This window comes from Mesorhizobium sp. WSM4817 (assembly GCF_055811135.1).
Window position 1 is genome coordinate 140,375 of sequence record NZ_JBVVQQ010000005.1, and the last position, 19,525, is coordinate 159,899.

The following is a 19,525-nucleotide window of genomic DNA, read 5'->3' on the forward strand; positions in this document are numbered from 1 at the left end:
TGCCGATGTGGTCAACCCAAGGACGCCCAAACGGGCTTGCGCGAGCCTGTCGTCGCGTTAAGTTCGGCGCAACCTGAACGAGGACACGATCGATGACCACCGACGCCGAAATCCAGAGCGCTTTGCCTGCCCTTGGCTCCGGCAACGTTGCCGTCATCACCGGCGGCGCCAGCGGCATCGGCCTTGCCGCGGCCAGGCGGCTGGCGGAAATGGGCCTGAAAATCGTGCTTGCCGACATCGGCGGCGCGCGGCTCGATGAGGCTGCCGGCGCCGTTGCCACGATTGCCGGCGACAGTGGCGTGCTCGCTGTCGCGACCGACGTCTCGCAGCCCGACGAAGTCGACAGGCTGGCCGAAAGGGCATTCGAAGCCTTCGGCGGCGTGTCGCTGTTGATGAACAATGCCGGCGTCGGCAACAATCCCGGCAAGCCCTGGGAGAACCGCGACGCCTGGAAACGGCTGCTGGACATCAATTTCTGGGGCGTCGTCCATGGCGTCGAGGCCTTCGTGCCGCGCATGCTGGCTGCAGGAAAACCGGGCCTGATCGTCAACACCGGCTCCAAGCAAGGCATCACGACGCCGCCCGGCAACCTTGCCTACAACGTCTCCAAATCTGGCGTGAAGAGCTTTACCGAAGGCCTGGCGCATGCGCTGCGTAACGAGCCCGGCGCCAACATCGCCGCGCATCTGCTCATTCCGGGGTTCACTTTTACCGGCCTGACCGAGGGTGCAACCGAAAAGCCCGCCGGCGCCTGGACCGGCGAGCAGGTGATCGACTTCATGCTGGCCGCGCTGGTGCGTGGCGACTTCTACATCCTGTGCCCCGACAACGAGGCCACGCGGACCATGGACGAAAAGCGCATGGCCTGGGCGATCGGCGACATCATCGAAAATCGCCCTGCTCTGTCGCGCTGGCACCCGGACCACAAGGACGCTTTCGCGGCGTTCATGGAAAGCTGACGCTCACGCCGCATGCGTCTTCGAGCCGCGCTTTTGTGCAGTGGCTTTCATGACCGCCGTATCATGCCGTTTCGCCGCCTGTTCACATTTTCTACGGATCTCCTCGACCTCGGATTCGGTCAGGTGCTCGATGCCGATAAAGGTATTGTGAGCTTTGCCGACCCGGATCAACTCGTCGAGTTTCGTCTGAATCGCCGTGCCATCGCGGTTCTGGGTGTTTTGGATGAGGAACACCATCAGGAAGGTGACGATCGTCGTGCCGGTGTTGATGATGAGCTGCCACGTATCGGAAAACCCGAACATCGGTCCGCTTGCCCCCCACGCAACAATGATCAGGAAACAGACAGCGAATGTTGACGGCAGACCGGCTAGATGCGCAACATAGTTGGCGATCCTGGTGAAAAGCTTCTCTATCATGGCAGGAGAAACAACCAGCATCCGCTGAGGTTCCCTCCTTTCACGGACGTAGCCGTTCAGAGAGCCGCAAGGATCAGGGGATTTCGTGCTCCCAGCGGTCGAGGAAGGCCTCGATGGAAAGCGCCTGCATGTCAGGAATGGCCCTGGCGAGTTTTTCGACCGACCAGTCCCACCAGCCGAGGCTTTCAATCCGCGCAGCGGTTTTCTCGGCAAAACGCTGGCGCAGCGGCTTGGCCGGAACCCCGGCGACGATCGCATAGGCAGGTACATCGCGCGTCACCACCGCATTGGCGCCGACGATCGCGCCATTGCCGATGCTCACATCAGGCATGATCACCGCACCATGACCGATCCAGACGTCGTGGCCGATGGTGACGGGCGTCGCCCGCCGTCGCTCCCGAAATCCGGCGTCGACGCCGAGCCAGCGGAAATACTCGTTTGGCCGGTAGCTGATCTTGTGCTGGGTCAACCGTTCGATCGGATGCTCGAGCGCGTTGATACGGCTGTTGGCGGCGATCGAACAGAACTTGCCTGTTGTCGTGTAGATCGCCTCGGCGTGGCGCTCGAAATAGGAGAAGTCACCGACTATGACTTCGCGCAAGATGACCCGCTCGCCGATCGAGGCGTAGCGCCCAAGCTTGCATGCCTTCAACTCCGCGGTCGGGTGGATCCGCGGCTCGGGGTCTTTCAGGACGAGGTTTTCGGGACGGTCCATCCCGGCGGCTTTACGCCCGAGCGGTTAGTCCCGCAAGCGGGAGCATCGTCCGTCACCTGTTTCCAGAGCCTATTTCGGCTTGCCGTTGGTCCACATCACGTTCTGGCCATAGAGCGGCACCGTGGTGACCGACATTTTCGCTGAACCGTCCTGCACCTGGCGCGAATGCGACAGATAGATCAGGGTCTCGTTGGCATTATCGTAGATGCGGTTCACCACCTGTTTCTTCCAGATCAGGCTGATGCCTTGCTTGAACACCTCCTCGCCGGTCTCGCTCATGTCGATGTCGCCGATGGTGATCGGCCCGGTTTGGCGGCAGGCGATCGAGGAATCGGATGGGTCCTCGAACCAGTTGCCCTTTTGCAGGCGATCGATCACGCCACGGTCGAAATAAGAGACATGGCAGGTCACGCCTTCAACCTTCGGGTCCTTGATCGCCTCGACGATGATGTCGTTGCCGAGCCAGTCGACGCCGACCTTGCCGACCTCCTGGGCGACAGCCGCACCAGCACCGACGACAAGGCACGCGGCCAAAGCGCCGCCGATCAGTTTTCGCCCAATCAGTCCTTGCCCAATCAGTCCTTGCAAGAAAGCCTCCTGCCGTTCGAGTTTTGCCGACCTCAGGTGGGACGGGCGGCAGCACTTTGCAAGCGGATCATTTTTTAAGAGAAAGCCGGTTGCGGCAACGCGACATCTTTGCGCGAGCGAGATCAAACCGTTAAGAGTGTTCGCCCAACAAGCTCCAAAGGCGCCGACACGGCCCCGATGAAAATAGCGACGGACAGCCAATTGATGATGCGTTCAATACTGGTCGGCATTCTCGTCCTGATGGCGGCGGGCATCGGCTGGCTCACCTTTGAATGGTACCGCGGGCATTATGGCGGCGAGCCGTTCGGCGCGCCGTTCACGCTGGTCGACCAGAAGGGCGCTCCAATCACCGAGGCTGCCTTTCGCGGCCAGCCCAGCGTCGTCTTCTTCGGCTTCACCCACTGCCCGGAAGTCTGCCCGACCACGCTGTTCGAACTGGCCGGCTGGCTGAAGACGATGGGCGACGATGGCAAGAACCTGCGCGCCTATTTCGTGACGGTCGACCCGGAGCGCGACACGCCCGAAATCATGAACGCCTATATCAGCAACTTCTCCGATCGCATCCTCGGCATCACCGGCGACCCGGACAAGGTCCGCGCCATGGCCAAATCCTTCGGCATCTATTCGAAAAAGGTCGATACCGGCAACGGCGACTACACGATGGACCACACTGCTTCGGTGCTGCTGCTCAACGCCAGGGGCGATTTCGCCGGCACCATCGCCTATGGCGAAAGCCCGGACGCCGCCATCGCCAAGCTCAAGCGGCTGGCGGCAGGTTAGTGCATGGTCCCGAACCGACGGTCCGCGCCAGCGAAAAGTGGGAACCGGATTTCGGACAAGATCATGCTCACGAAGAAAATCGTTGATGACCCAAACGCGGCTTTATTTCAGCACTGGAAAGATCGAGGCCGACCGTATCTTCGCGGCGTTCGAAGCGGCATTCGAAGATGAGGGCCTGCCGATTGGCTTGGTCGAAGTCGACGAGGACCGCGACATCCACGAAGTGTCACTCTATGCCGACGGCGATGTCGATGCCGTCGAGGCGCGCTTGAAGGAGATCCTTGCCGGGCTGGCCCTGTCGAGGCCGATTGCGCGCGAGCCCGTGCCTGATATCGACTGGGTGACGCGTTCGCTGGAGGGACTGAAGCCGGTGCGCGCCGGCCGTTTCTTCGTCCACGGCGCGCATGACCGCAGGAAGCGCCACAGCGGCGAACTCGCCATCGAGATCGAAGCGGGCCTCGCCTTTGGAACCGGCCATCACGGCACCACCGCCGGCTGCCTCGAAATGCTGGAACAGGTCGTGCGGCGCGAACGCCCGCGCAACGCGCTCGACCTCGGCACCGGCAGCGCGGTGCTGGCCATCGCGCTGGCCAAGCTCGCCCATATTCCGGTGCTGGCGACCGACATGGATCCGGTCGCCACAAAAGTCGCCGCCGCCAACGCGCGGCTCAATCACGTCAAGGCGCTGGTGGAGACGGTGGCGGCGCCGGGCTTCCACCATCCGATTTTTGCCGCGCGCGGCCCTTTTGGCCTCATCGTCGCCAATATACTGGCGCGGCCGCTGATGCGGCTGGCGCCCGAAATGGCCAGGCATGTCGGTTTGGGCGGCTCGATCGTGCTGTCGGGCATCCTCGACCGGCAGCGCGACGCGGTGATCTCCGCCTATGTCGGCCAGCAGTTCCGCCATGTCAGGACGTTGCATCGCGAAGGCTGGGTGACGATCCACCTCAAGCGGTGACGCGCAGCGCCTTCAATCGCACGCCGCAAATTCGCTCAGACATAGCGCGACCTTGCCGCCTTCTTCAGTTCTTCGCGATCGTAGCCGTTCGCTTTCAGCGTTTCGTCGTCAAAGCCAAGCAGAACCCCGCTCACATAGCGGCTCGCTTCGCGCTGGCGCGCTTCGATGAGAGCGTTCACGGCGCTTCTGAAAAATCCGCGTCTGGCTGAAATCGTGGACATGATGGTCTCCTTTGCAGGGCAGTAAGACTCGTTCCTCCACGCCAAAAAGGTAAGCTCTGCTGACCTTTTTTTAAATCGCTGATTCTGCATGGCATCCATGCGCAAAAGCGATGCTGGACCGAACAGGGCAATCACTGCAGGCAAAAGAGGGCCTCCCAGCTCACGTAGAATGATCAGCGTCGATGTCGGCGCTGCCCTCATTGCCCTGCCGGGCATTTCTCCCCGTATAGTGACGGGGAGAAAAACGCCTTCGCGAACGATTTCGCCAATCTCCAGCGTTGCGGAAAGGATGCCGAGGTTGCGGTCAGCCCCTTCTCCCCGTCACTATACGGGGAGAAGATGCCGGCAGGCAGATGAGGGGCAGCGCAGACCTGAAGCGATTGCCCTGCTGGACCGAATTCGGCCGGCGCCTGGCGTAGCAAAAGTCGATTCCGATTTCCGGGGTCATGCGCTACGGTCGCGCCAAAGCATCGGGCCCAAAAAGTGGAAACCGGTTTGGGAAAACCCGATGCTCAAACAAAAGGCTAGATGTGAGCGGCGGCACGGTTCGACTTGAAAGTCCGCCGCCCACATCCAGCATCCGAGGAGAGACCATGATGTTCCAGACCTTTGATTCCGCAGGCGACCCCGCCGTCGGCAAGCCACGTGTGGCGTTGCTGCGTCAATGGCTGGCGGCCAACGGGCTGGACGGCTTCATCGTGCCTCGTGCCGACGAGCATCAGGGCGAATATGTCGCCGACCGCTCGGCGCGGCTGAAATGGCTGACCGGCTTCAGCGGCTCGGCCGGCGTCGCCATCGTGCTCGGCGAACGTGCCATCATGTTCGTCGACGGCCGCTACACGCTGCAGGTGCGCCACGAGGTCGATCTCGACATCTTTTCGATCGAGAGCCTGGTCGACAATCCGCCCGCCACCTGGATCAAGGACAATCTCGGCAAGGGCGTGCGGCTTGGCTTCGACCCGTGGCTGCAGACGATCGGCGACGTGAAAGCGCTGAAAGCGTCGGCCGAAAAATCGGGAGCGACATTGGTGCCGCTCGAGAGGAATCCGATCGACGCCATTTGGGAGAACCAGCCCGAACCGCCGCTGGCGCCGGTCGAGCTTCATCCTATCGGCTTTGCCGGCGAATTGGCCAAGGACAAGCTGGCGCGGCTGGCCGAGTCGATCGGCAAGGATGGCGCCACCCATGCCGTGCTGACCGACCCGTCCTCCATCGCCTGGGCCTTCGACATCCGCGGCGGCGATGTGCCGCACACGCCGCTGGCGCTCGGCTTCGCCGTGCTCGCCGCCGATCGATCGCACCTGCTTTTCATGGACCAGCGTAAGTTTTCACGCACCGTCGCGGCCTATCTGACGCAGCTCGCTGAATTGCACGGACCCGGTGAATTCGAAGCTGTTATCGCAGTCCTGGCCAAGCGCGGCGCGAAGATCGCGCTGGATCCGGTGCTGGCGGCGGAGAAGCTCAGGATGCTGGTCGAGGACAATGGCGGCACCGTCATCACCGCACCCGACCCTGCCCGCATTCCGCGCGCGACGAAAAACCAGGCCGAGATCAACGGCGCCCGTGCCGCGCACCGCCGCGATGGCGCCGCGGTCGCCAAGCTGCTTTGCTGGCTCGACCGCCAGGAACCGGGCAAGCTCGACGAGATCGCCGTCGTCACCAAGCTTGAGGAGTGCCGCCGCAGCACCGGCGAGGAAACGCAAATGCCGCTGCGCGACGTGTCCTTCGACACCATCGCCGGCGCCGGCCCGAACGGCGCCATCATGCACTACCGCGTTTCCCGCGCCACCAGCCGAAAGCTTCAGTCTGGCGAATTGTTCCTGCTCGATTCGGGCGGGCAGTATCAGGACGGCACCACCGACATTACCCGCACCGTGCCGATCGGCACACCGACCGAGGAAATGCGCGAACGCTTCACGCTGGTGCTGAAGGGCATGATCGGCATTTCCATGCTGCGCTTTTCCCCGGGCACGCGTGGCTCCGAGATCGACGCCGTGGCGCGCCTTGCCCTGTGGAAACACGGTTGCGATTTCGCCCATGGCACGGGCCATGGCGTCGGCTCCTATCTGGCCGTGCACGAGGGCCCGCAGCGCATCGCCAGGACCGGCACCGAAAAGCTGCTGGCAGGCATGATCGTCTCCAACGAGCCGGGCTACTACAAGGAGGGTTCTTACGGCATTCGCATCGAGAATCTCATACTGGTGACGCCGGCCGAGCCGATAGAGGGCGGCGACATCGCCGTGCATGGCTTCGAGACGCTGACGCTGGCGCCGATCGACACCAGGCTGGTGCGATCCGACCTGTTGACGCGCGACGAGCTGCATTGGCTCGACACATACCACCAGCGCGTGCTGGCCGAGATCGGACCGATGCTCGATGGCGAGACGCTGGCCTGGCTGGAAAAGGCAACCGCACCGCTGCCGCACGACCAGAAGTCCTGATTTTTCGGAAAGGCGGTGGGTCAGCTAGGGACCCAGGATGCCGGTCCGCAGGCAATGGCCTGCGGCCTTATCGCTGCCTTCTAACCTCCAAGGGTCGCCGACGGATTTCGCAGCGAAACTCGTTGAAGACACATGGCGGGTGCAGGATGACGGTCGTGTCGGCACAAGGTCTGGCGTGGTGGAACGAGAAGGCAGAGCGTGGGCGAAACCGACGAGCGGCTGCTGGCGCTGATCGCTCAGAACAATGCGGCTGCGGTGGAAGCCATGGTCGAGCGCAAGCTGCCGCGGCTGATCCGTCTCGCCACGCGAATGCTGGGCGACCGCGGCGAGGCCGAGGATGTCGCGCAGGAGACGTTCTTGCGCATCTGGCGGGCGGCTCCGGCTGGCGCGCCGGCGAGGCGAAGTTCGACACCTGGCTGCATCGCGTCGCACTCAATCTCTGCTACGACCGGCTGCGCAGGCGGCGGGAGACGCCGGTGGCGGAACTTCCCGATCGCCCCGACGAACGCCCGGGCGTGGAAGCGGATATGCTCGCGGCCGACGATCAGCACCAGGTGCGGCGCGCGCTGGCCGAGCTGCCGGAGCGCCAGCGCGAGGCGATCGTGCTGCAGTATTATCAGGAGCTTTCGAACGGCGATGCGGCAGAGGTCATGGGCATCAGCATCGAGGCATTGGAAAGCCTGTTGTCGCGGGCGCGGCGGCAGCTGCGCTCCAGGCTCGGACGAGACAGGGACGAAATGACATGACTCCAGAGAGGTTTTCCGAGCTCGTTGCCGCCTATGGCGGGTCGCCGCAGCGCTGGCCTGAAAACGAGCGCACGGCAGCGCTGGACTTCATCGCCGCCAATCCGGCTCAAGCCGAAGCCGCGCTTGCACCGGCGGTGGAGCTCGACGATCTGCTGTCGCGCCATCGCGTCGCAGCTCCGGACGACGCGCTCGCGCGAAGGATCATCGCCACGGCGCCGGCGGCGCTGTGGCGCCGCACCCAGCTCGTCTGGCGCTGTGCCGGATTGGCCGGCATCGGACTGGCGGGCGCGCTGGCCGGGGCGCTGACAGTCGCCGTGCTGCTGCCACCCAACAGCACCCCTGACGATGGCGACACCTATGCGCTGACCGCATTCGGCGACATGCAGGGGGACGTGCAATGAGCGAACGCAGCATCAGAATCCTGCTTGCCGTCTCGTTGGCACTGAACGTCTTCGTGCTCGGCGCCGCCGCCGGCGCTGGCTATATATGGCAGGCGCAGCAGGGGCAGCGCGACAGAGCGGGCGACCAGCGCGGCCTGCGCTTCGCCGCGGCCGGCCTGTCGCCCGACCAGCGCAAGGCGTTCCGCCAGGCGCTCGCAGAGGCGCGGCGCCAGTCGGCTGCCGACATCGAAGCGGCTCGGGTCGGCCGCGAGGCGGTGGCGCGCCTGATCGAGGCTGAGCCGATCGACGCAGCGGCGGTCAATGAGACGCTCGCCTCGGTCCGGCAAGCCGATATGGCGCTGCGCGGCCGGCTCGAACAGGCAATCGTGACCTTCGCGACGGGACTGACGCCAGCCGACAGGGCGCGACTTGTCGACGGCCTGCGCGGCCGCAGCAACATGCTGCGCCGAGCGGGCGAAAAATAGAGCTGAAACAGCGACGGATTCCAGTCGCTGCCGCGTTGAAGCCTCCAAAAGCAATGCTGACGGAGGCACCATTGGCAAGTCCGAGCGATGTCGCGGTTGCGCTCAACCGATTCGGCCTGGGCGCCCGGCCCGACGACGAGGCGCCGGCCGACCCGAAATCCTGGCTGATAGCGCAGTTCGAAAGTTACGACGCAAACCCGGCGGTCTTTTCCGGCGCGCAGGACTCGGCCACACTCGGCGCCGGCTATGCCGAAGCGATGCTCGAGGCCAAAGACGCCGACGCGGCCGCAAAGATGGCCGCCCGCAAGGCGGCACGCCAGGAGGCTCAAGCGCTTTATCGCGACGAGGTCGACATGCGAGCACGCGCAGCGCTCGAAACATCGACCCCCTTCGTCGAACGGCTCGTGCATTTCTGGTCGAACCATTTCGCCATCTCGGCGGAGAAACCGCAGGTGACCCTGATCGCCGGCGCCGTCGAGCGCGAGGCGATCCGCCCACATGTGCTCGGCCGCTTCGAAGATATGCTGCTCGCCGCCGAGCGCCACCCGGCGATGCTGTTCTATCTCGACCAGGTGCGCTCGATCGGTCCCAATTCGAAAGTTGCCAAACGCGCCGCAAAACGCAACGCCAAGCGCAAACCCGGCATCAACGAGAACCTGGCCCGCGAAATCATGGAACTGCACACACTCGGTGCACGCTCCGGCTACAGCCAGGCCGACGTGACCGAATTCGCACTGGCGCTGACCGGTTTCAGCACCGGACGCGCTAAAGGGCGAGGCCAGGCCGGCGCTTTCACCTTTCGACCCGGGCTGCACGAACCGGGCCAACGCACGATCATCGGCCAGACCTACGACCAGCGCGGCGACAAACAGGCGCTCGCCGTGCTCGGCGACCTCGCGGCGGCCGAGGCAACCGCAACGCACATCGCAACCAAGCTGGCGCGCCACTTCATCGCCGACGAGCCGCCGGCCGCGGTCGTGACGCGGCTCGCCGAAGCCTTTCGCCGGTCAAAGGGCGATCTCGTCGCGGTCTACCGCGCGCTCCTCGACAGTCCAGAAGCCTGGCAACCAGCAGCGGCGAAGTTCAAGACGCCGTGGGAATGGACGATCTCGGCGCTGCGCGGCCTGGGCCGCAGCGAACTCGGCAAGCCGCGTCTGGCGCAACTGCTCAACCAACTCGGCCAACCGGTATGGCGGCCGCGTTCGCCGGCCGGCTATGACGATGTTGCCGGGAGCTGGGCAGCACCCGACGCACTGGTCCGCCGGGTCGAGGTGGCGCAGCGCCTCGCCGCGCAAGTTGGCGATATCGATCCGCGAGATCTCGCGCGAAAACTCTTTGCCGGCTCACTCAGCGACCTGACGATGGCCGGGATCGAGCGCGCCGAGAGCCGGCGCACCGGCATCGCGCTGCTGCTCGTGTCGCCCGAATTCCAACGAAGATGACTTTCAGCGAAGATGATTTCCAGAGGAGATGACCAAGATGGAACGCCGTCAATTCCTTACTCTCGCCGGCGCCGGCCTCGGCTCGATGCTGATCGCGCCGCGCATCGTCTTCGCCAATGTGGAAACCGATCGCCGCTTCGTTTTCATCATCCAGCGCGGCGCCGCGGACGGGCTGGACACCATCGTTCCCTATGCCGACTCCGCCTACCGCGCACTGCGCGGCCCATTGGCCATCGACGATCCGATAAAGCTTGACGGCACGTTTGGCCTGCATCCTTCGCTCACCGGTCTCCGCAAGCTGCATCAGGAAAAGCAGGCGCTGTTCGTCCACGCGGTCGCTTCGCCCTATCGCGAGCGCTCGCATTTCGACGGTCAAAATGTGCTCGAAAGCGGCGGCAGCTCGCCCTACGAGCGCAAGGACGGTTGGCTGAACCGGCTGGTCGGCATGCTGCCGAAGTCTCGCGGCGAAGCAATCGCTTTTGCACCGACCATCCCGCTGGCGCTGCGAGGCGAGGCAGACGTCACCTCCTATGCGCCGTCCGCCCTGCCGGAGGCGCCGGACGACCTGATGACACGCGTCGGCAAGCTCTATGACGCCGACGAACAGCTGCATGCGCTGTGGAGCAGCGCGATGGAGACACGGGCGTTGGGCGCGGTGAACGCGCAGCGCAAGGACGCAGCGAGCGTCGGCCGCACCGCCGCGGGCTTCCTCGCCAAGGCCGGCGGACCGCGCGTTGCCATGATCGAAACCAGCGGCTGGGACACCCATAGCGGCCAGCAAGCCAGGCTGGCCAACCAGCTCAGAGCGCTCGACGCGCTCATCGATGGGTTGCACGTTGGCCTCAGCGATATCTGGAAGGATACGACCGTGCTGGTCGCCACCGAGTTCGGCCGCACTGTCGCCGTCAACGGCACTGGCGGCACCGACCACGGTACGGCATCGGCTGCGATGATCGCTGGCGGAGCGGTGAATGGCGGGCGGGTGCTGGCCGACTGGCCGGGACTGTCTACCGGTGCACTCTACCAAGGACGCGACCTCGCCCCGACGCTCGACCTCGACGCGCTGATTGCGGTGACATCAGCCGAAACGTTTGGTCTCGATCCGCAAGAGACGATGCGCAGGCTCTTTGCAGGAGGTCGATTCGATCCCGCGATCTCCAACATCGTGCGCAAATAGGACTGGCGTACTCAGCCGGTCCGGTTATCCGACGAACTGCCGGGCCAGCACCAGCACGACGGCGCCGGCCAAAAACATCGCCATAAGCCCGCTGCGCAGCGAGACCAGCCCGGCGACGATCAATGCAGCCCATTCCGCCGGCCCGCCGCCAAGTGCTGCCGGCGCCACCAGCGTCGTCAGCACTGCGGCAGGCACAGCGTTCAGCCCGGCCTCGACGCGCGGATGGATGTTTTCGAAGCGCGAGATCACCAGATGGCCGCCGATGCGGGTCAGATAGGTCGCGATCGCGCCGGCGATGATGATCCACAAGGTCGTGCTCATGGCCGCGCCTCCACGCCGCTGTGGCGCGGCGGCAGGATGACCGCGAGCAGCACGCCGGCCACGGCGCCAATCGAGACGTGCCAGGGCGAGCCCACCGTCTTGTAGGCGATGATGGAGGCAGCAGCACTGGCGACGACCACCGGCAGCCACAGTGGCCGTTTGCGAAAGCCCATGACCAGTCCGAGGAAATAGATCGGCAGCAGAAAATCGATGCCCAGCGCATGGGTATCGGGAATAAGCCTGCCGAATACCGCGCCAAGCGCGCTTTCGGTCACCCAGAACACATAGACCGGCAGGCCAAGCCCCATATACCAGGCGAAGCCGACCGTCTCGCCAGCCTCCGCCTTGCGCTCGGCCACGGCGAACTGCGGATCGGTGAGCAGGAAATAGCCGACCGCCTGCTGCACCGGCGGCCAGTGCGCGATGCGCCGGCCGATGCCCGCGGAGTAAAGCACATGGCGGAAATTCACGGCGAAGATCGACAGCACGATCAGCCATGGCGCGACATGCTGCCCGAACAATTCGATGCCGACCATCTGGCTGGCGCCGCCGAAAACCATGGCGCTCATCAGCAAGGCTTCAAGCACCGAAAATCCGTTGTCTACGGCGAGCGCCCCGAACAGCAGTCCAAACGGCGCCGCCGCCACCACGACGGGCATGCTGAGCCGCACGCCTTGCCAGAAATCGCTTTTTGCGCGGTTTTCGGAGATTGCTTCCGCCGACATCAGCCACTCCTCGGAGCACCGCTCGTCCTTTTGGACGATCAAAGGACGCTCTAACACTTTGAATCCACGCGTCGGGCCATCCGAAAATCGATCCCGATTTTCGGGCCGATGCGGGGGGAAAGCTGGTATGTAGGGAGCGCTGTCAGCCTTGTCACACCAATTCGCTTGAGCCAACAATCAGCGGAAGTGATCCTCGTCGCAGGTTCAGGCGTGCGCGTTTCGGCCAGTGCTCAGTCCACCGGGACCTTGGCTTCGATCGCCCTGCCCCAGTCGAGCAGCGGCTTGGCCCGCAAGGCGAAATCGACCAGCTCGTCGACCAGCGCCGGCCCGTGGATTCCCGCAGGGTCGACTTCGTGCCGGACGGCGAAATGCCGGTTGCGGATGGCCGCCGCGAGATCGGCCGCCGTGACATGCTCGAAGCCGCGTGGCGCGCGCTTCATGCAGCCTTCCGCATCGAGTTCCAGGCGGTTTTGCTTCAGCGCCTCGATCAGCGCCCGGAATTCACCCGGCCGCGCCGCGATGGCCTGGCGCATCGCCAGCAGCAGCGCCGGCCCCGGCTGCCACCAGGCAACGCCGGCAAAGCAGCGCTCAAGCCCGATATGGATGAAGAACACACCCTGTTCCATCTTGGTGCCGTCAGGCGAGAGGATTGCCGACAGGTGCCGGTTGTAGGGCCGCTTGTCCTTGGCGAAGCGCACGTCGCGATTGATCCGGAACAGCGACTTCTTGCGATCGCCGCGCAAGCCCAGCCCCGCTGCCGCGAAGCGCTCGGAGAGCGTTTCGACCAGATCGCCGAAGGGGTCGCGCAGCTCGCTTTCGAAGAGGTCGCGGCTTTCCAGAAACCACTCCCGGCTCTGGTGAAAATCGAGCGCCTTGAGGAAGGGAATGGCCTTTTGGCCGAAACCGCTGAACGCCACCGTCACGCCTTGCCGATCCGCGCCAACCACGCATCCTCGTCGATCACTTCGATGCCGAATTCGGTGGCGAGCTTGAGCTTGGAGCCGGCACCTGGCCCGGCAACGACGAGATCGGTCTTCTTCGACACCGAGCCGGCGACCTTGGCGCCGAGCTTTTCGGCCATCGCCTTGGCCTCGTCGCGCGACATCTTTTCCAGCGCGCCGGTGAAGACCACCGTCTTGCCGGAGACCGGCGACGACACGCCACCGACCGGCTCCTCGTCGAGCACTGTTACTTCCGCCAGCAATGCATCGAGCGCCTGCCGGTTATGGTCTTCAGCGAAGAAATCGACCACCGCCTCGGCAACGATCGAGCCGATGCCGTTGATGCCGTTCAACTCCTGCCAGGCAGCGTTGCCAGGGTCACCCTTGCCGGCCGGCATGACGGCGCTTTGCCCGGTTTCGCGGAAAGCGGCAAAGGAAAGGAAATGGCGGGCCAGCCGCTTGGCATTGGTCTCGCCGATGTGGCGGATGCCGAGCGCATAGAGGAAGCGCGAGAACTCGACCTGCCGCCGATCGTCGATTGCCGCGAACAGCTTGCGTACCGAGGTCGCGCCGAAACCGTCAACGTTCTCGAGCTTGGTCAGCGATGCTGCCTGCCGCTTCTTCAGCGTAAAAATGTCGGCCGGTGAATAGATGCGTAGTGACGGATCCTCGGCGTGGAAGAAGAACTCGATCTGCTTCTCACCGAGCCCCTCGATATCGAAAGCACCCCGAGAGACGAAATGGCGCAGACGCTCCACCGCCTGCGCGGGGCAGATCAATCCGCCGGTGCAGCGCCTGACTGCTTCCCCCTCCTCGCGCACGGCGTGGCTGCCGCAGGCCGGGCAAAGCACTGGGAAAGCATATTGCACACTGTCGGGCGGCCGCTTTTCCATGACCACGTCGATGACCTGCGGAATGACATCGCCAGCACGCTGGATGCTCACCGTGTCGCCGATGCGAATGTCGCGGCCTTCGCGGATCGGCTGGCCGTTGTTGCCGATGCCCTTGATGTAGTCCTCATTGTGCAGTGTCGCGTTGGTCACCACGACGCCGCCGACCGTCACCGGCACCAGCCGCGCCACCGGCGTCAGCGCGCCGGTGCGGCCGACCTGGATGTCGATGCCGGTCAGGATCGTCGTCGCCTTCTCGGCCGGGAATTTGTGAGCGATCGCCCAGCGCGGCGAACGCGAGACGAAGCCCAGCCGCTGCTGCAGCTCGAGGCTGTTCACCTTGTAGACGACACCGTCGATGTCGTAGCCGAGCGTCGCCCGGTTGGATTCGATCAGCCGGTATTGCTCGAGCAGTCCCTCGACGCTGTCGAACAGCTTCATCAGCGGATTGACCCTGAAGCCAAAGCGCTCGAACGCCGCCACCATGCCCATCTGCGTGTCGGCGGGCATGGCGCTCACCTCACCCCAGGTATAGGCGAAAAACCGCAGCGGCCGGCTGGCTGTGATCGAGGTGTCGAGTTGGCGCAAGGAGCCTGCCGCCGAGTTGCGCGGATTGGCAAAAACCTGCTTTCCGGCCTCGGCATTGCGGCGATTGAGCTCGGCAAAGTCGGTGAGGCGCATATAGACCTCGCCCCGCACTTCCAGCACATCGGGAAAATCGCCTGAGAGCACGTTGGGAATCTCGGCGATGGTGCGGGCGTTGGCCGTCACATCCTCGCCGACCTGGCCGTTGCCACGCGTTGCCGCCGTTACCAGCCGTCCGGCCTCGTAGCGCAGCGACAGCGACAGGCCGTCGATCTTAGGCTCGGCAGTCATCGCCAGCGGCGCGTCGGCGCTGAGCCTGAGGAAACGGCGGATGCGGCCGACGAAATCGATCACGTCCGCATCGGCGAAAGCGTTGTCGAGCGACAGCATCGGAATGGCATGGACGATCTTGCGGAATTTCTCCGACACCGCCGCGCCGACTTTGCGTGACGGCGAATCCTCGCGCACAAGGGCAGCAAACCGCTGCTCGATGGCAAGGTTGCGCCGCCGCAGCGCATCGTAGGCCGCGTCCGAAATCGTCGGCGCGTCCTCGGCATGGTAACGCTGGTCGTGGGCGGCGATTTCCTCGGCCAACCGCTTCAGCTCGCTGGCTGCTTCACTTTCGCTGAGTGAATCGACTGGTTTTTCGGGCATGCACGGCTCCTCGACGCTGACCCGGAACGATTTCCTGGGCCATGCGCGAAATCAAATTGCTACAGCGTCCTTGCGCGTTCGAAGGACGCGCGGCGCGCCACAATAGATCAGGATTTTGAGAAAATCATTGCTGAACAGCAGGATGGAGCCACATCCTGACTCGATCCACAACGCCGAGCATGAGGCCGCTAATGCATGTCGCGCAAAAGCATGCCCTCGGGCTTGAACCGAGCGTGCGCAGCGGTTTTGCGATAACGACATGCATAAAAACAAGAACCTAAAGCGCGTCGCATGAATCCGTTCAAATGCGACGAGCTTTAGGCCGCGGTGTTCTCTCGCAGCAGCCGCTCGGCCGCTGCGCGCGCCTCGTCGGTGATGGTCGCCCCAGCAAGCATCCGCGCGATCTCTTCCTGGCGCGCCGCCCGGTCCATCTCGGCGATGCCGGTGGCGACGCGATCGGCGCCGCCGGATTTGGAGATCAGGAAATGCGTCGCCGCGCGTGCCGCCACTTGCGGCGCGTGCGTGACCGAAAGCACCTGCACGCGCTTCGACAGCCGTGCCAGCCTTTGGCCGATGGCGTCCGCCACCGCGCCGCCAACGCCGGTGTCGATTTCATCGAAGACCAAGGTCGGCGCCGAGCCGCGGTCGGCCAGCGCCACCTTCAGCGCCAGCAGGAACCGCGAAAGTTCGCCTCCGGAGGCGACTTTCATCATCGGGCCTGGTCTTGTGCCGGGATTGGTGCGCACCCAGAACTCGACCTGATCGATGCCGTCTTCCATGCGGCTCTCGGCCTCGCTTGCCATCTCGACGATGAAGGCTGCCCGTTCGAGCTTCAGCGCCGGCAGTTCGGCCATCACCGCCCTGGTCAACCCGACCGCCGCCGCATGGCGAAGCGACGAAAGCCGGGCAGCGGAAATGTCATAGGTCTCGCACGCGGCGGCGGCCTGCTTCTGCAGCCCGTGCAGGCGCTCCTCGCCGGCGTCGAGATCGGCGAGATCGGCGGCCATCGTATCGCGCAATTGCGCCAGATCGTCGACCGCCACACTGTGCTTGCGTGAGGCGGCGCGCAGCGAAAACAGCCGCTCCTCGGGCTGTTCCAGCCGCCGCGGATCGTACTCGGTGGCGCGAAGTGCCGCTTCCACGCCCGATTGCGCTGCGTCGAGCGACAGCATCGCCTCATCGAGCGATTTGACCACGTCGTCGAGCAGGCCGGGCGCCTCGGTCACCTTGCGCTGCAGCCGTCGCAACAGGCTGGCGAGTTGCGGCAGGGGCGAAGACGGGCCCGAGAGCACATCTTGCGCATCGTGGATTTCCGAGGCGATCTTTTCCGCCCGCATCATCGAGGCGCGCAACTCGGCGAGGTCGGCTTCCTCGCCTGGCTGGGGATCGAGCTTCGTCAATTCGGCGACCGCGGCGCGCAGATAGTCGGCCTCGCGGGCCGCCGCTTCCACCTTGGCACGATGCCGCGAAAGTTCCAGTTCGCAGGCCCGCCAGTACCGCCATGCCTCGCCGGTCGCCCGCACAGCGCCGAGATGACCGCCAAAACTGTCGAGCAATTCGCGATGGGCACCGGGATCGACCAAGGCACGCTCGTCATGCTGGCCGTGGATCTCGACCAGCGCGTGACCGACATCGCGCATCAGTGTCACGCTGGAAGGCTGGTCGTTGACGAAGACGCGGGTACGGCCATCCGCCGTCTGCACGCGGCGCAGGATGATGTCGCCATCGTCCTCGATAGCGTTGTCGGCAAGCAGCATGCGGGCAGGATGGTTGCGCGGCACGTCGAACACGGCGATGACTTGGCCCTGTGCCGCGCCATGCCGCACCAACGAGGCGTCACCGCGGGCGCCAAGCGCCAGCGACAGCGCGTCGAGCAGGATGGATTTTCCAGCACCGGTTTCGCCGGTCAGCACCGAAAGACCGGACGAGAAGTCGATGTCCAGCTTCTCGATCAGAACGATATCGCGGATCGACAGTCTGGAAAGCATGGTGACGCGCCGCTCAGGCGCCGGTGATCAGCTTCCCGGCCTTGGCGATCCACGAGCCCGCATTCTCGCGCGGCTCGAGCCCACCAGTCTGCAGGAGCTTGTAGGAATCCTTGTACCACACGCTGTCGGGATAGTTGGTGCCGAGCACAGCAGCGGCAGTCTGCGCTTCCGATGTCAGCCCCATCGCGTAGTAGGTTTCGGTAAGACGCGCGAGCGCTTCCTCGACATGGCGCGTGTTGGAATAGGTCTCCACCACGACGCGGAACCGCTTGACGGCGGCGATGTATTCACGGCGCTCGAGATAATAGCGGCCGATCTGCATCTCCTTGCCGGCGAGCTGGTCGTTGGCGAAGCGGATCTTTTCCTTGGCGTCGTCGACATATTCGGAATCGGGCCAGCGCGTCACCAGATCCTGCATCGTCTGCACGGTCTGACGCGCTTCCTTCTGATCCTGGGTGACATCCCTGATTTGCCGGTAATAGCTCAGCCCGATGATATACTGGGCATAGGCAGCGTCGTCGGTCGACGGATAGAGCGTGAGATAGCGCTTGGCCGAACCGATCGCCTCGGTATAGTTGCCTTGGCGATAGTCGGCAAAGGCGCCCATCACCATCGATTTGCGGGCGTATTCGGAATAGGGATGCTGGCGGTCGACCGCACTGAATTTGCGGCTCGCCTCCTGCAGGCGCCCGGCATTCAGATTGGCGAGGCCCTGATTGTAGAGAACGTCTGCCGGCTCGGTCTGCTCGACATAGGTCGACAGGTCGACATCCTTTTCGGACGACATGCAGGCCGACAGGAACAGCGATGGAACAACCACCGAAAGCGCCAGGAAAACAGCCCGATGCGGCGCTTTCGATTGACCAATTCGCTTGAAGAACATGATTGGATTCCGCCCTTTCGGCGTCATTTCAGTCGACATCTCGCCCTGGGGCAGCAGGCATAACCATAATCGCCGTGCCCGGCAACGCTATCTCCGGCCATTCGCACATTTTTGTGGCAGCCTGGCGCAACCCGCACACTTGCGTGATTTCGCCGGCCGATGGTGCATTCATGCAACACAGGCCGGCGGCCATAAAACCCGAAAAACGTTAAGAATCAGATCATCCAGGGCGCGTAGACAGGTGCATAGACGGCGCTCTTTTCGACGGTGCGACCGCGCTCGCGGCGTGTCGTCTCGACGATCTCGAACGCCGAACGGTCCGACAAAAGGCGGCGCAGCGCTGCCGCATTCAGCCTGTGGCCGCCGCGATAGGAACGGAAGCAGCCAATGAACCGGGCGCCGGCCAGCGCCAGATCGCCCATGGCATCCATCGTCTTGTGGCGCACGAATTCGTTGGGATAGCGCAAGCCTCCGATGTTGATGACGCGGTTGTCGTCACCGATCACCAGGGAGTTTTCCAGCGAGGAGCCGAGCGCATAGCCGGCTGCCCACAGCCGCTCGACGTCCTTCATGAAACCAAAGGTGCGCGCCCGCGCGATATCGCGGCGAAAAATGTCGGCGTTCATGTCGGATGCAAACAGCTGACGGCCGATCGCCGGGCTTTCGAAATCGATCTCGATTTCGAAGCGCGTGCCGTCATAGGGCCTGAACTCCGCCCAGGAGGCACCGTTCTCGATGCGAACCGGCTTCACCACCCTGATGTAGCGGCGCTTGACCGGCAGCGTATCGATACCCGCCTGGTCGATGGCCTCGACGAACGCCATGGCGCTGCCGTCGAGGATCGGAACCTCACGGCCGTCGATCTCGATGACGACATTGTCGATGCCGAGCCCGAAAACCGTGGCCATCAGATGTTCGACTGTGGCGATGTGCTCGCCTGCCGGATCGCCGAGCATGGTGCACAGATCGGTGGCGCCGACCTCGGAAACCAGCGCGCGGAACTCCCGGACTTCGCTTCCATTCGAAAGCTGGAACACGACACCCGTATCAGCGTCTGCCGGCAGGAAATGAACGGTAACGGAATTGCCGCTGTGAACACCGGTGCCGGTCAGCGTCGCACGCGATCTAAGTGTCGTCTGATAGTCGTGCAAAACAAACCCCATAGCCCATACTGCCTACGTCCGCTTCATAAGCCCAAGGGCGCGGCTCTTTGATCGGCAGGCAGGGCC

The 19,525-nt window shown here is 64.0% G+C and carries 20 protein-coding genes; 9 read left to right on the forward strand and 11 right to left on the reverse strand.

The features are described 5' to 3' along the window. Window positions 1-92 precede the first annotated feature (92 nt). Window positions 93-959 (forward strand): SDR family NAD(P)-dependent oxidoreductase, encoded by an 867-nt coding sequence (locus tag AC0L2K_RS09450; RefSeq protein WP_473531203.1) that lies wholly within the window; start codon window positions 93-95, stop codon window positions 957-959. A 3-nt stretch (window positions 960-962) separates the two neighbouring features. Here AC0L2K_RS09450 and AC0L2K_RS09455 read toward each other — a convergent pair whose 3' ends face one another. The 3 genes from AC0L2K_RS09455 to AC0L2K_RS09465 all read right to left on the reverse strand — a co-directional run bounded on the left by AC0L2K_RS09455 (window position 963) and on the right by AC0L2K_RS09465 (window position 2,679). Continuing rightward, window positions 963-1,376 carry a low affinity iron permease family protein gene (locus AC0L2K_RS09455; RefSeq protein WP_287237370.1) on the reverse strand — a complete coding sequence of 138 codons (414 nt, stop codon included), beginning with the start codon at window positions 1,374-1,376 and terminating at the stop codon, window positions 963-965. Between the two features lie 73 nt (window positions 1,377-1,449). Continuing rightward, on the reverse strand, window positions 1,450-2,091 hold the full coding sequence (locus tag AC0L2K_RS09460; protein ID WP_128246428.1) for a DapH/DapD/GlmU-related protein: 642 nt from the start codon (window positions 2,089-2,091) through the stop codon (window positions 1,450-1,452). A gap of 69 nt (window positions 2,092-2,160) precedes the next feature. Further along, a complete protein-coding gene (locus AC0L2K_RS09465) occupies window positions 2,161-2,679 on the reverse strand; it encodes a CreA family protein (RefSeq protein ID WP_473531204.1) in 519 nt (172 codons plus the stop codon). 204 nt (window positions 2,680-2,883) lie between these two features. On the opposite strand from AC0L2K_RS09465, the gene AC0L2K_RS09470 reads away from it, so the two are divergent. After that, on the forward strand, window positions 2,884-3,459 hold the full coding sequence (locus tag AC0L2K_RS09470; protein WP_128246426.1) for an SCO family protein: 576 nt from the start codon (window positions 2,884-2,886) through the stop codon (window positions 3,457-3,459). An 85-nt stretch (window positions 3,460-3,544) separates the two neighbouring features. Next, the gene (locus AC0L2K_RS09475; protein ID WP_473531205.1) at window positions 3,545-4,417 is read left to right on the forward strand and encodes a 50S ribosomal protein L11 methyltransferase; all 873 of its coding nucleotides are present in this window, start codon (window positions 3,545-3,547) and stop codon (window positions 4,415-4,417) included. Between the two features lie 35 nt (window positions 4,418-4,452). On the opposite strand, the gene AC0L2K_RS09480 is transcribed toward AC0L2K_RS09475, so the two are convergent. Beyond that, window positions 4,453-4,782 carry a hypothetical protein gene (locus AC0L2K_RS09480; RefSeq protein WP_353682784.1) on the reverse strand — a complete coding sequence of 110 codons (330 nt, stop codon included), beginning with the start codon at window positions 4,780-4,782 and terminating at the stop codon, window positions 4,453-4,455. Between the two features lie 449 nt (window positions 4,783-5,231). Between AC0L2K_RS09480 and AC0L2K_RS09485 the strand changes: the two genes are divergently transcribed. The 6 genes from AC0L2K_RS09485 to AC0L2K_RS09510 all read left to right on the forward strand — a co-directional run bounded on the left by AC0L2K_RS09485 (window position 5,232) and on the right by AC0L2K_RS09510 (window position 11,309). After that, window positions 5,232-7,079, forward strand: coding sequence for an aminopeptidase P family protein (locus tag AC0L2K_RS09485; protein WP_473531206.1), 1,848 nt, complete (start codon window positions 5,232-5,234; stop codon window positions 7,077-7,079). Window positions 7,080-7,531: 452 nt separating this feature from the next. Then, window positions 7,532-7,825, forward strand: a complete 294-nt coding sequence (locus AC0L2K_RS09490) for a sigma-70 family RNA polymerase sigma factor (RefSeq protein WP_473531283.1) — start codon at window positions 7,532-7,534, stop codon at window positions 7,823-7,825. Then, window positions 7,822-8,226 carry a hypothetical protein gene (locus tag AC0L2K_RS09495; protein ID WP_128167150.1) on the forward strand — a complete coding sequence of 135 codons (405 nt, stop codon included), beginning with the start codon at window positions 7,822-7,824 and terminating at the stop codon, window positions 8,224-8,226. The genes AC0L2K_RS09490 and AC0L2K_RS09495 overlap by 4 nt, the downstream gene beginning before the upstream one ends. After that, window positions 8,223-8,690: a periplasmic heavy metal sensor gene (locus tag AC0L2K_RS09500; protein ID WP_091594172.1), complete on the forward strand. Its 468-nt coding sequence runs from the start codon at window positions 8,223-8,225 to the stop codon at window positions 8,688-8,690. Before AC0L2K_RS09495 ends, AC0L2K_RS09500 begins: the two co-directional genes overlap by 4 nt. Before the next feature lie 71 nt (window positions 8,691-8,761). Further along, window positions 8,762-10,132, forward strand: a complete 1,371-nt coding sequence (locus AC0L2K_RS09505; protein WP_287228217.1) for a DUF1800 domain-containing protein — start codon at window positions 8,762-8,764, stop codon at window positions 10,130-10,132. 37 nt (window positions 10,133-10,169) lie between these two features. Further along, a complete protein-coding gene (locus AC0L2K_RS09510) occupies window positions 10,170-11,309 on the forward strand; it encodes a DUF1501 domain-containing protein (protein WP_473531207.1) in 1,140 nt (379 codons plus the stop codon). Window positions 11,310-11,333: 24 nt separating this feature from the next. On the opposite strand, the gene AC0L2K_RS09515 is transcribed toward AC0L2K_RS09510, so the two are convergent. The 7 genes from AC0L2K_RS09515 to lpxC form a co-directional block, all read right to left on the reverse strand. Beyond that, the gene (locus AC0L2K_RS09515) at window positions 11,334-11,630 is read right to left on the reverse strand and encodes an AzlD family protein (protein ID WP_023798752.1); all 297 of its coding nucleotides are present in this window, start codon (window positions 11,628-11,630) and stop codon (window positions 11,334-11,336) included. Next, window positions 11,627-12,355: an AzlC family ABC transporter permease gene (locus AC0L2K_RS09520; protein ID WP_128167158.1), complete on the reverse strand. Its 729-nt coding sequence runs from the start codon at window positions 12,353-12,355 to the stop codon at window positions 11,627-11,629. Before AC0L2K_RS09520 ends, AC0L2K_RS09515 begins: the two co-directional genes overlap by 4 nt. 230 nt (window positions 12,356-12,585) lie before the next feature. Then, on the reverse strand, window positions 12,586-13,278 hold the full coding sequence (locus AC0L2K_RS09525) for a DUF2461 domain-containing protein (protein ID WP_473531284.1): 693 nt from the start codon (window positions 13,276-13,278) through the stop codon (window positions 12,586-12,588). Then, complete coding sequence (ligA, locus tag AC0L2K_RS09530) at window positions 13,275-15,425, reverse strand: NAD-dependent DNA ligase LigA (protein WP_473531208.1); 2,151 nt, start codon at window positions 15,423-15,425, stop codon at window positions 13,275-13,277. The genes AC0L2K_RS09525 and ligA overlap by 4 nt, the downstream gene beginning before the upstream one ends. Window positions 15,426-15,742: 317 nt before the next feature. Continuing rightward, window positions 15,743-17,413 (reverse strand): DNA repair protein RecN, encoded by a 1,671-nt coding sequence (gene recN / locus AC0L2K_RS09535; RefSeq protein ID WP_473531209.1) that lies wholly within the window; start codon window positions 17,411-17,413, stop codon window positions 15,743-15,745. Window positions 17,414-17,426: 13 nt separating this feature from the next. Then, entirely contained in the window at window positions 17,427-18,296 is an 870-nt protein-coding gene (locus AC0L2K_RS09540) for an outer membrane protein assembly factor BamD (RefSeq protein WP_023798747.1), read from the reverse strand. Window positions 18,297-18,511: 215 nt separating this feature from the next. Beyond that, the gene (gene lpxC, locus AC0L2K_RS09545) at window positions 18,512-19,459 is read right to left on the reverse strand and encodes a UDP-3-O-acyl-N-acetylglucosamine deacetylase (protein ID WP_128246414.1); all 948 of its coding nucleotides are present in this window, start codon (window positions 19,457-19,459) and stop codon (window positions 18,512-18,514) included. Between the last annotated feature and the right edge of the window lie 66 nt (window positions 19,460-19,525).

Excerpts from the sequence above, each read along its gene's own strand:
- AC0L2K_RS09450 (WP_473531203.1), top strand. The coding sequence starts at position 93 with ATGACCACCGACGCCGAAATCCAGAGCGCTTTGCCTGCCCTTGGCTCC.
- AC0L2K_RS09455 (WP_287237370.1), bottom strand. The coding sequence starts at position 1,376 with ATGATAGAGAAGCTTTTCACCAGGATCGCCAACTATGTTGCGCATCTA.
- AC0L2K_RS09460 (WP_128246428.1), bottom strand. The coding sequence starts at position 2,091 with ATGGACCGTCCCGAAAACCTCGTCCTGAAAGACCCCGAGCCGCGGATC.
- AC0L2K_RS09470 (WP_128246426.1), top strand. The coding sequence starts at position 2,884 with ATGATGCGTTCAATACTGGTCGGCATTCTCGTCCTGATGGCGGCGGGC.
- AC0L2K_RS09475 (WP_473531205.1), top strand. The coding sequence starts at position 3,545 with ATGACCCAAACGCGGCTTTATTTCAGCACTGGAAAGATCGAGGCCGAC.
- AC0L2K_RS09485 (WP_473531206.1), top strand. The coding sequence starts at position 5,232 with ATGATGTTCCAGACCTTTGATTCCGCAGGCGACCCCGCCGTCGGCAAG.
- AC0L2K_RS09495 (WP_128167150.1), top strand. The coding sequence starts at position 7,822 with ATGACTCCAGAGAGGTTTTCCGAGCTCGTTGCCGCCTATGGCGGGTCG.
- AC0L2K_RS09500 (WP_091594172.1), top strand. The coding sequence starts at position 8,223 with ATGAGCGAACGCAGCATCAGAATCCTGCTTGCCGTCTCGTTGGCACTG.
- AC0L2K_RS09510 (WP_473531207.1), top strand. The coding sequence starts at position 10,170 with ATGGAACGCCGTCAATTCCTTACTCTCGCCGGCGCCGGCCTCGGCTCG.
- AC0L2K_RS09515 (WP_023798752.1), bottom strand. The coding sequence starts at position 11,630 with ATGAGCACGACCTTGTGGATCATCATCGCCGGCGCGATCGCGACCTAT.
- AC0L2K_RS09520 (WP_128167158.1), bottom strand. The coding sequence starts at position 12,355 with ATGTCGGCGGAAGCAATCTCCGAAAACCGCGCAAAAAGCGATTTCTGG.
- ligA (WP_473531208.1), bottom strand. The coding sequence starts at position 15,425 with ATGCCCGAAAAACCAGTCGATTCACTCAGCGAAAGTGAAGCAGCCAGC.
- recN (WP_473531209.1), bottom strand. The coding sequence starts at position 17,413 with ATGCTTTCCAGACTGTCGATCCGCGATATCGTTCTGATCGAGAAGCTG.
- AC0L2K_RS09540 (WP_023798747.1), bottom strand. The coding sequence starts at position 18,296 with ATGTTCTTCAAGCGAATTGGTCAATCGAAAGCGCCGCATCGGGCTGTT.
- lpxC (WP_128246414.1), bottom strand. The coding sequence starts at position 19,459 with ATGGGGTTTGTTTTGCACGACTATCAGACGACACTTAGATCGCGTGCG.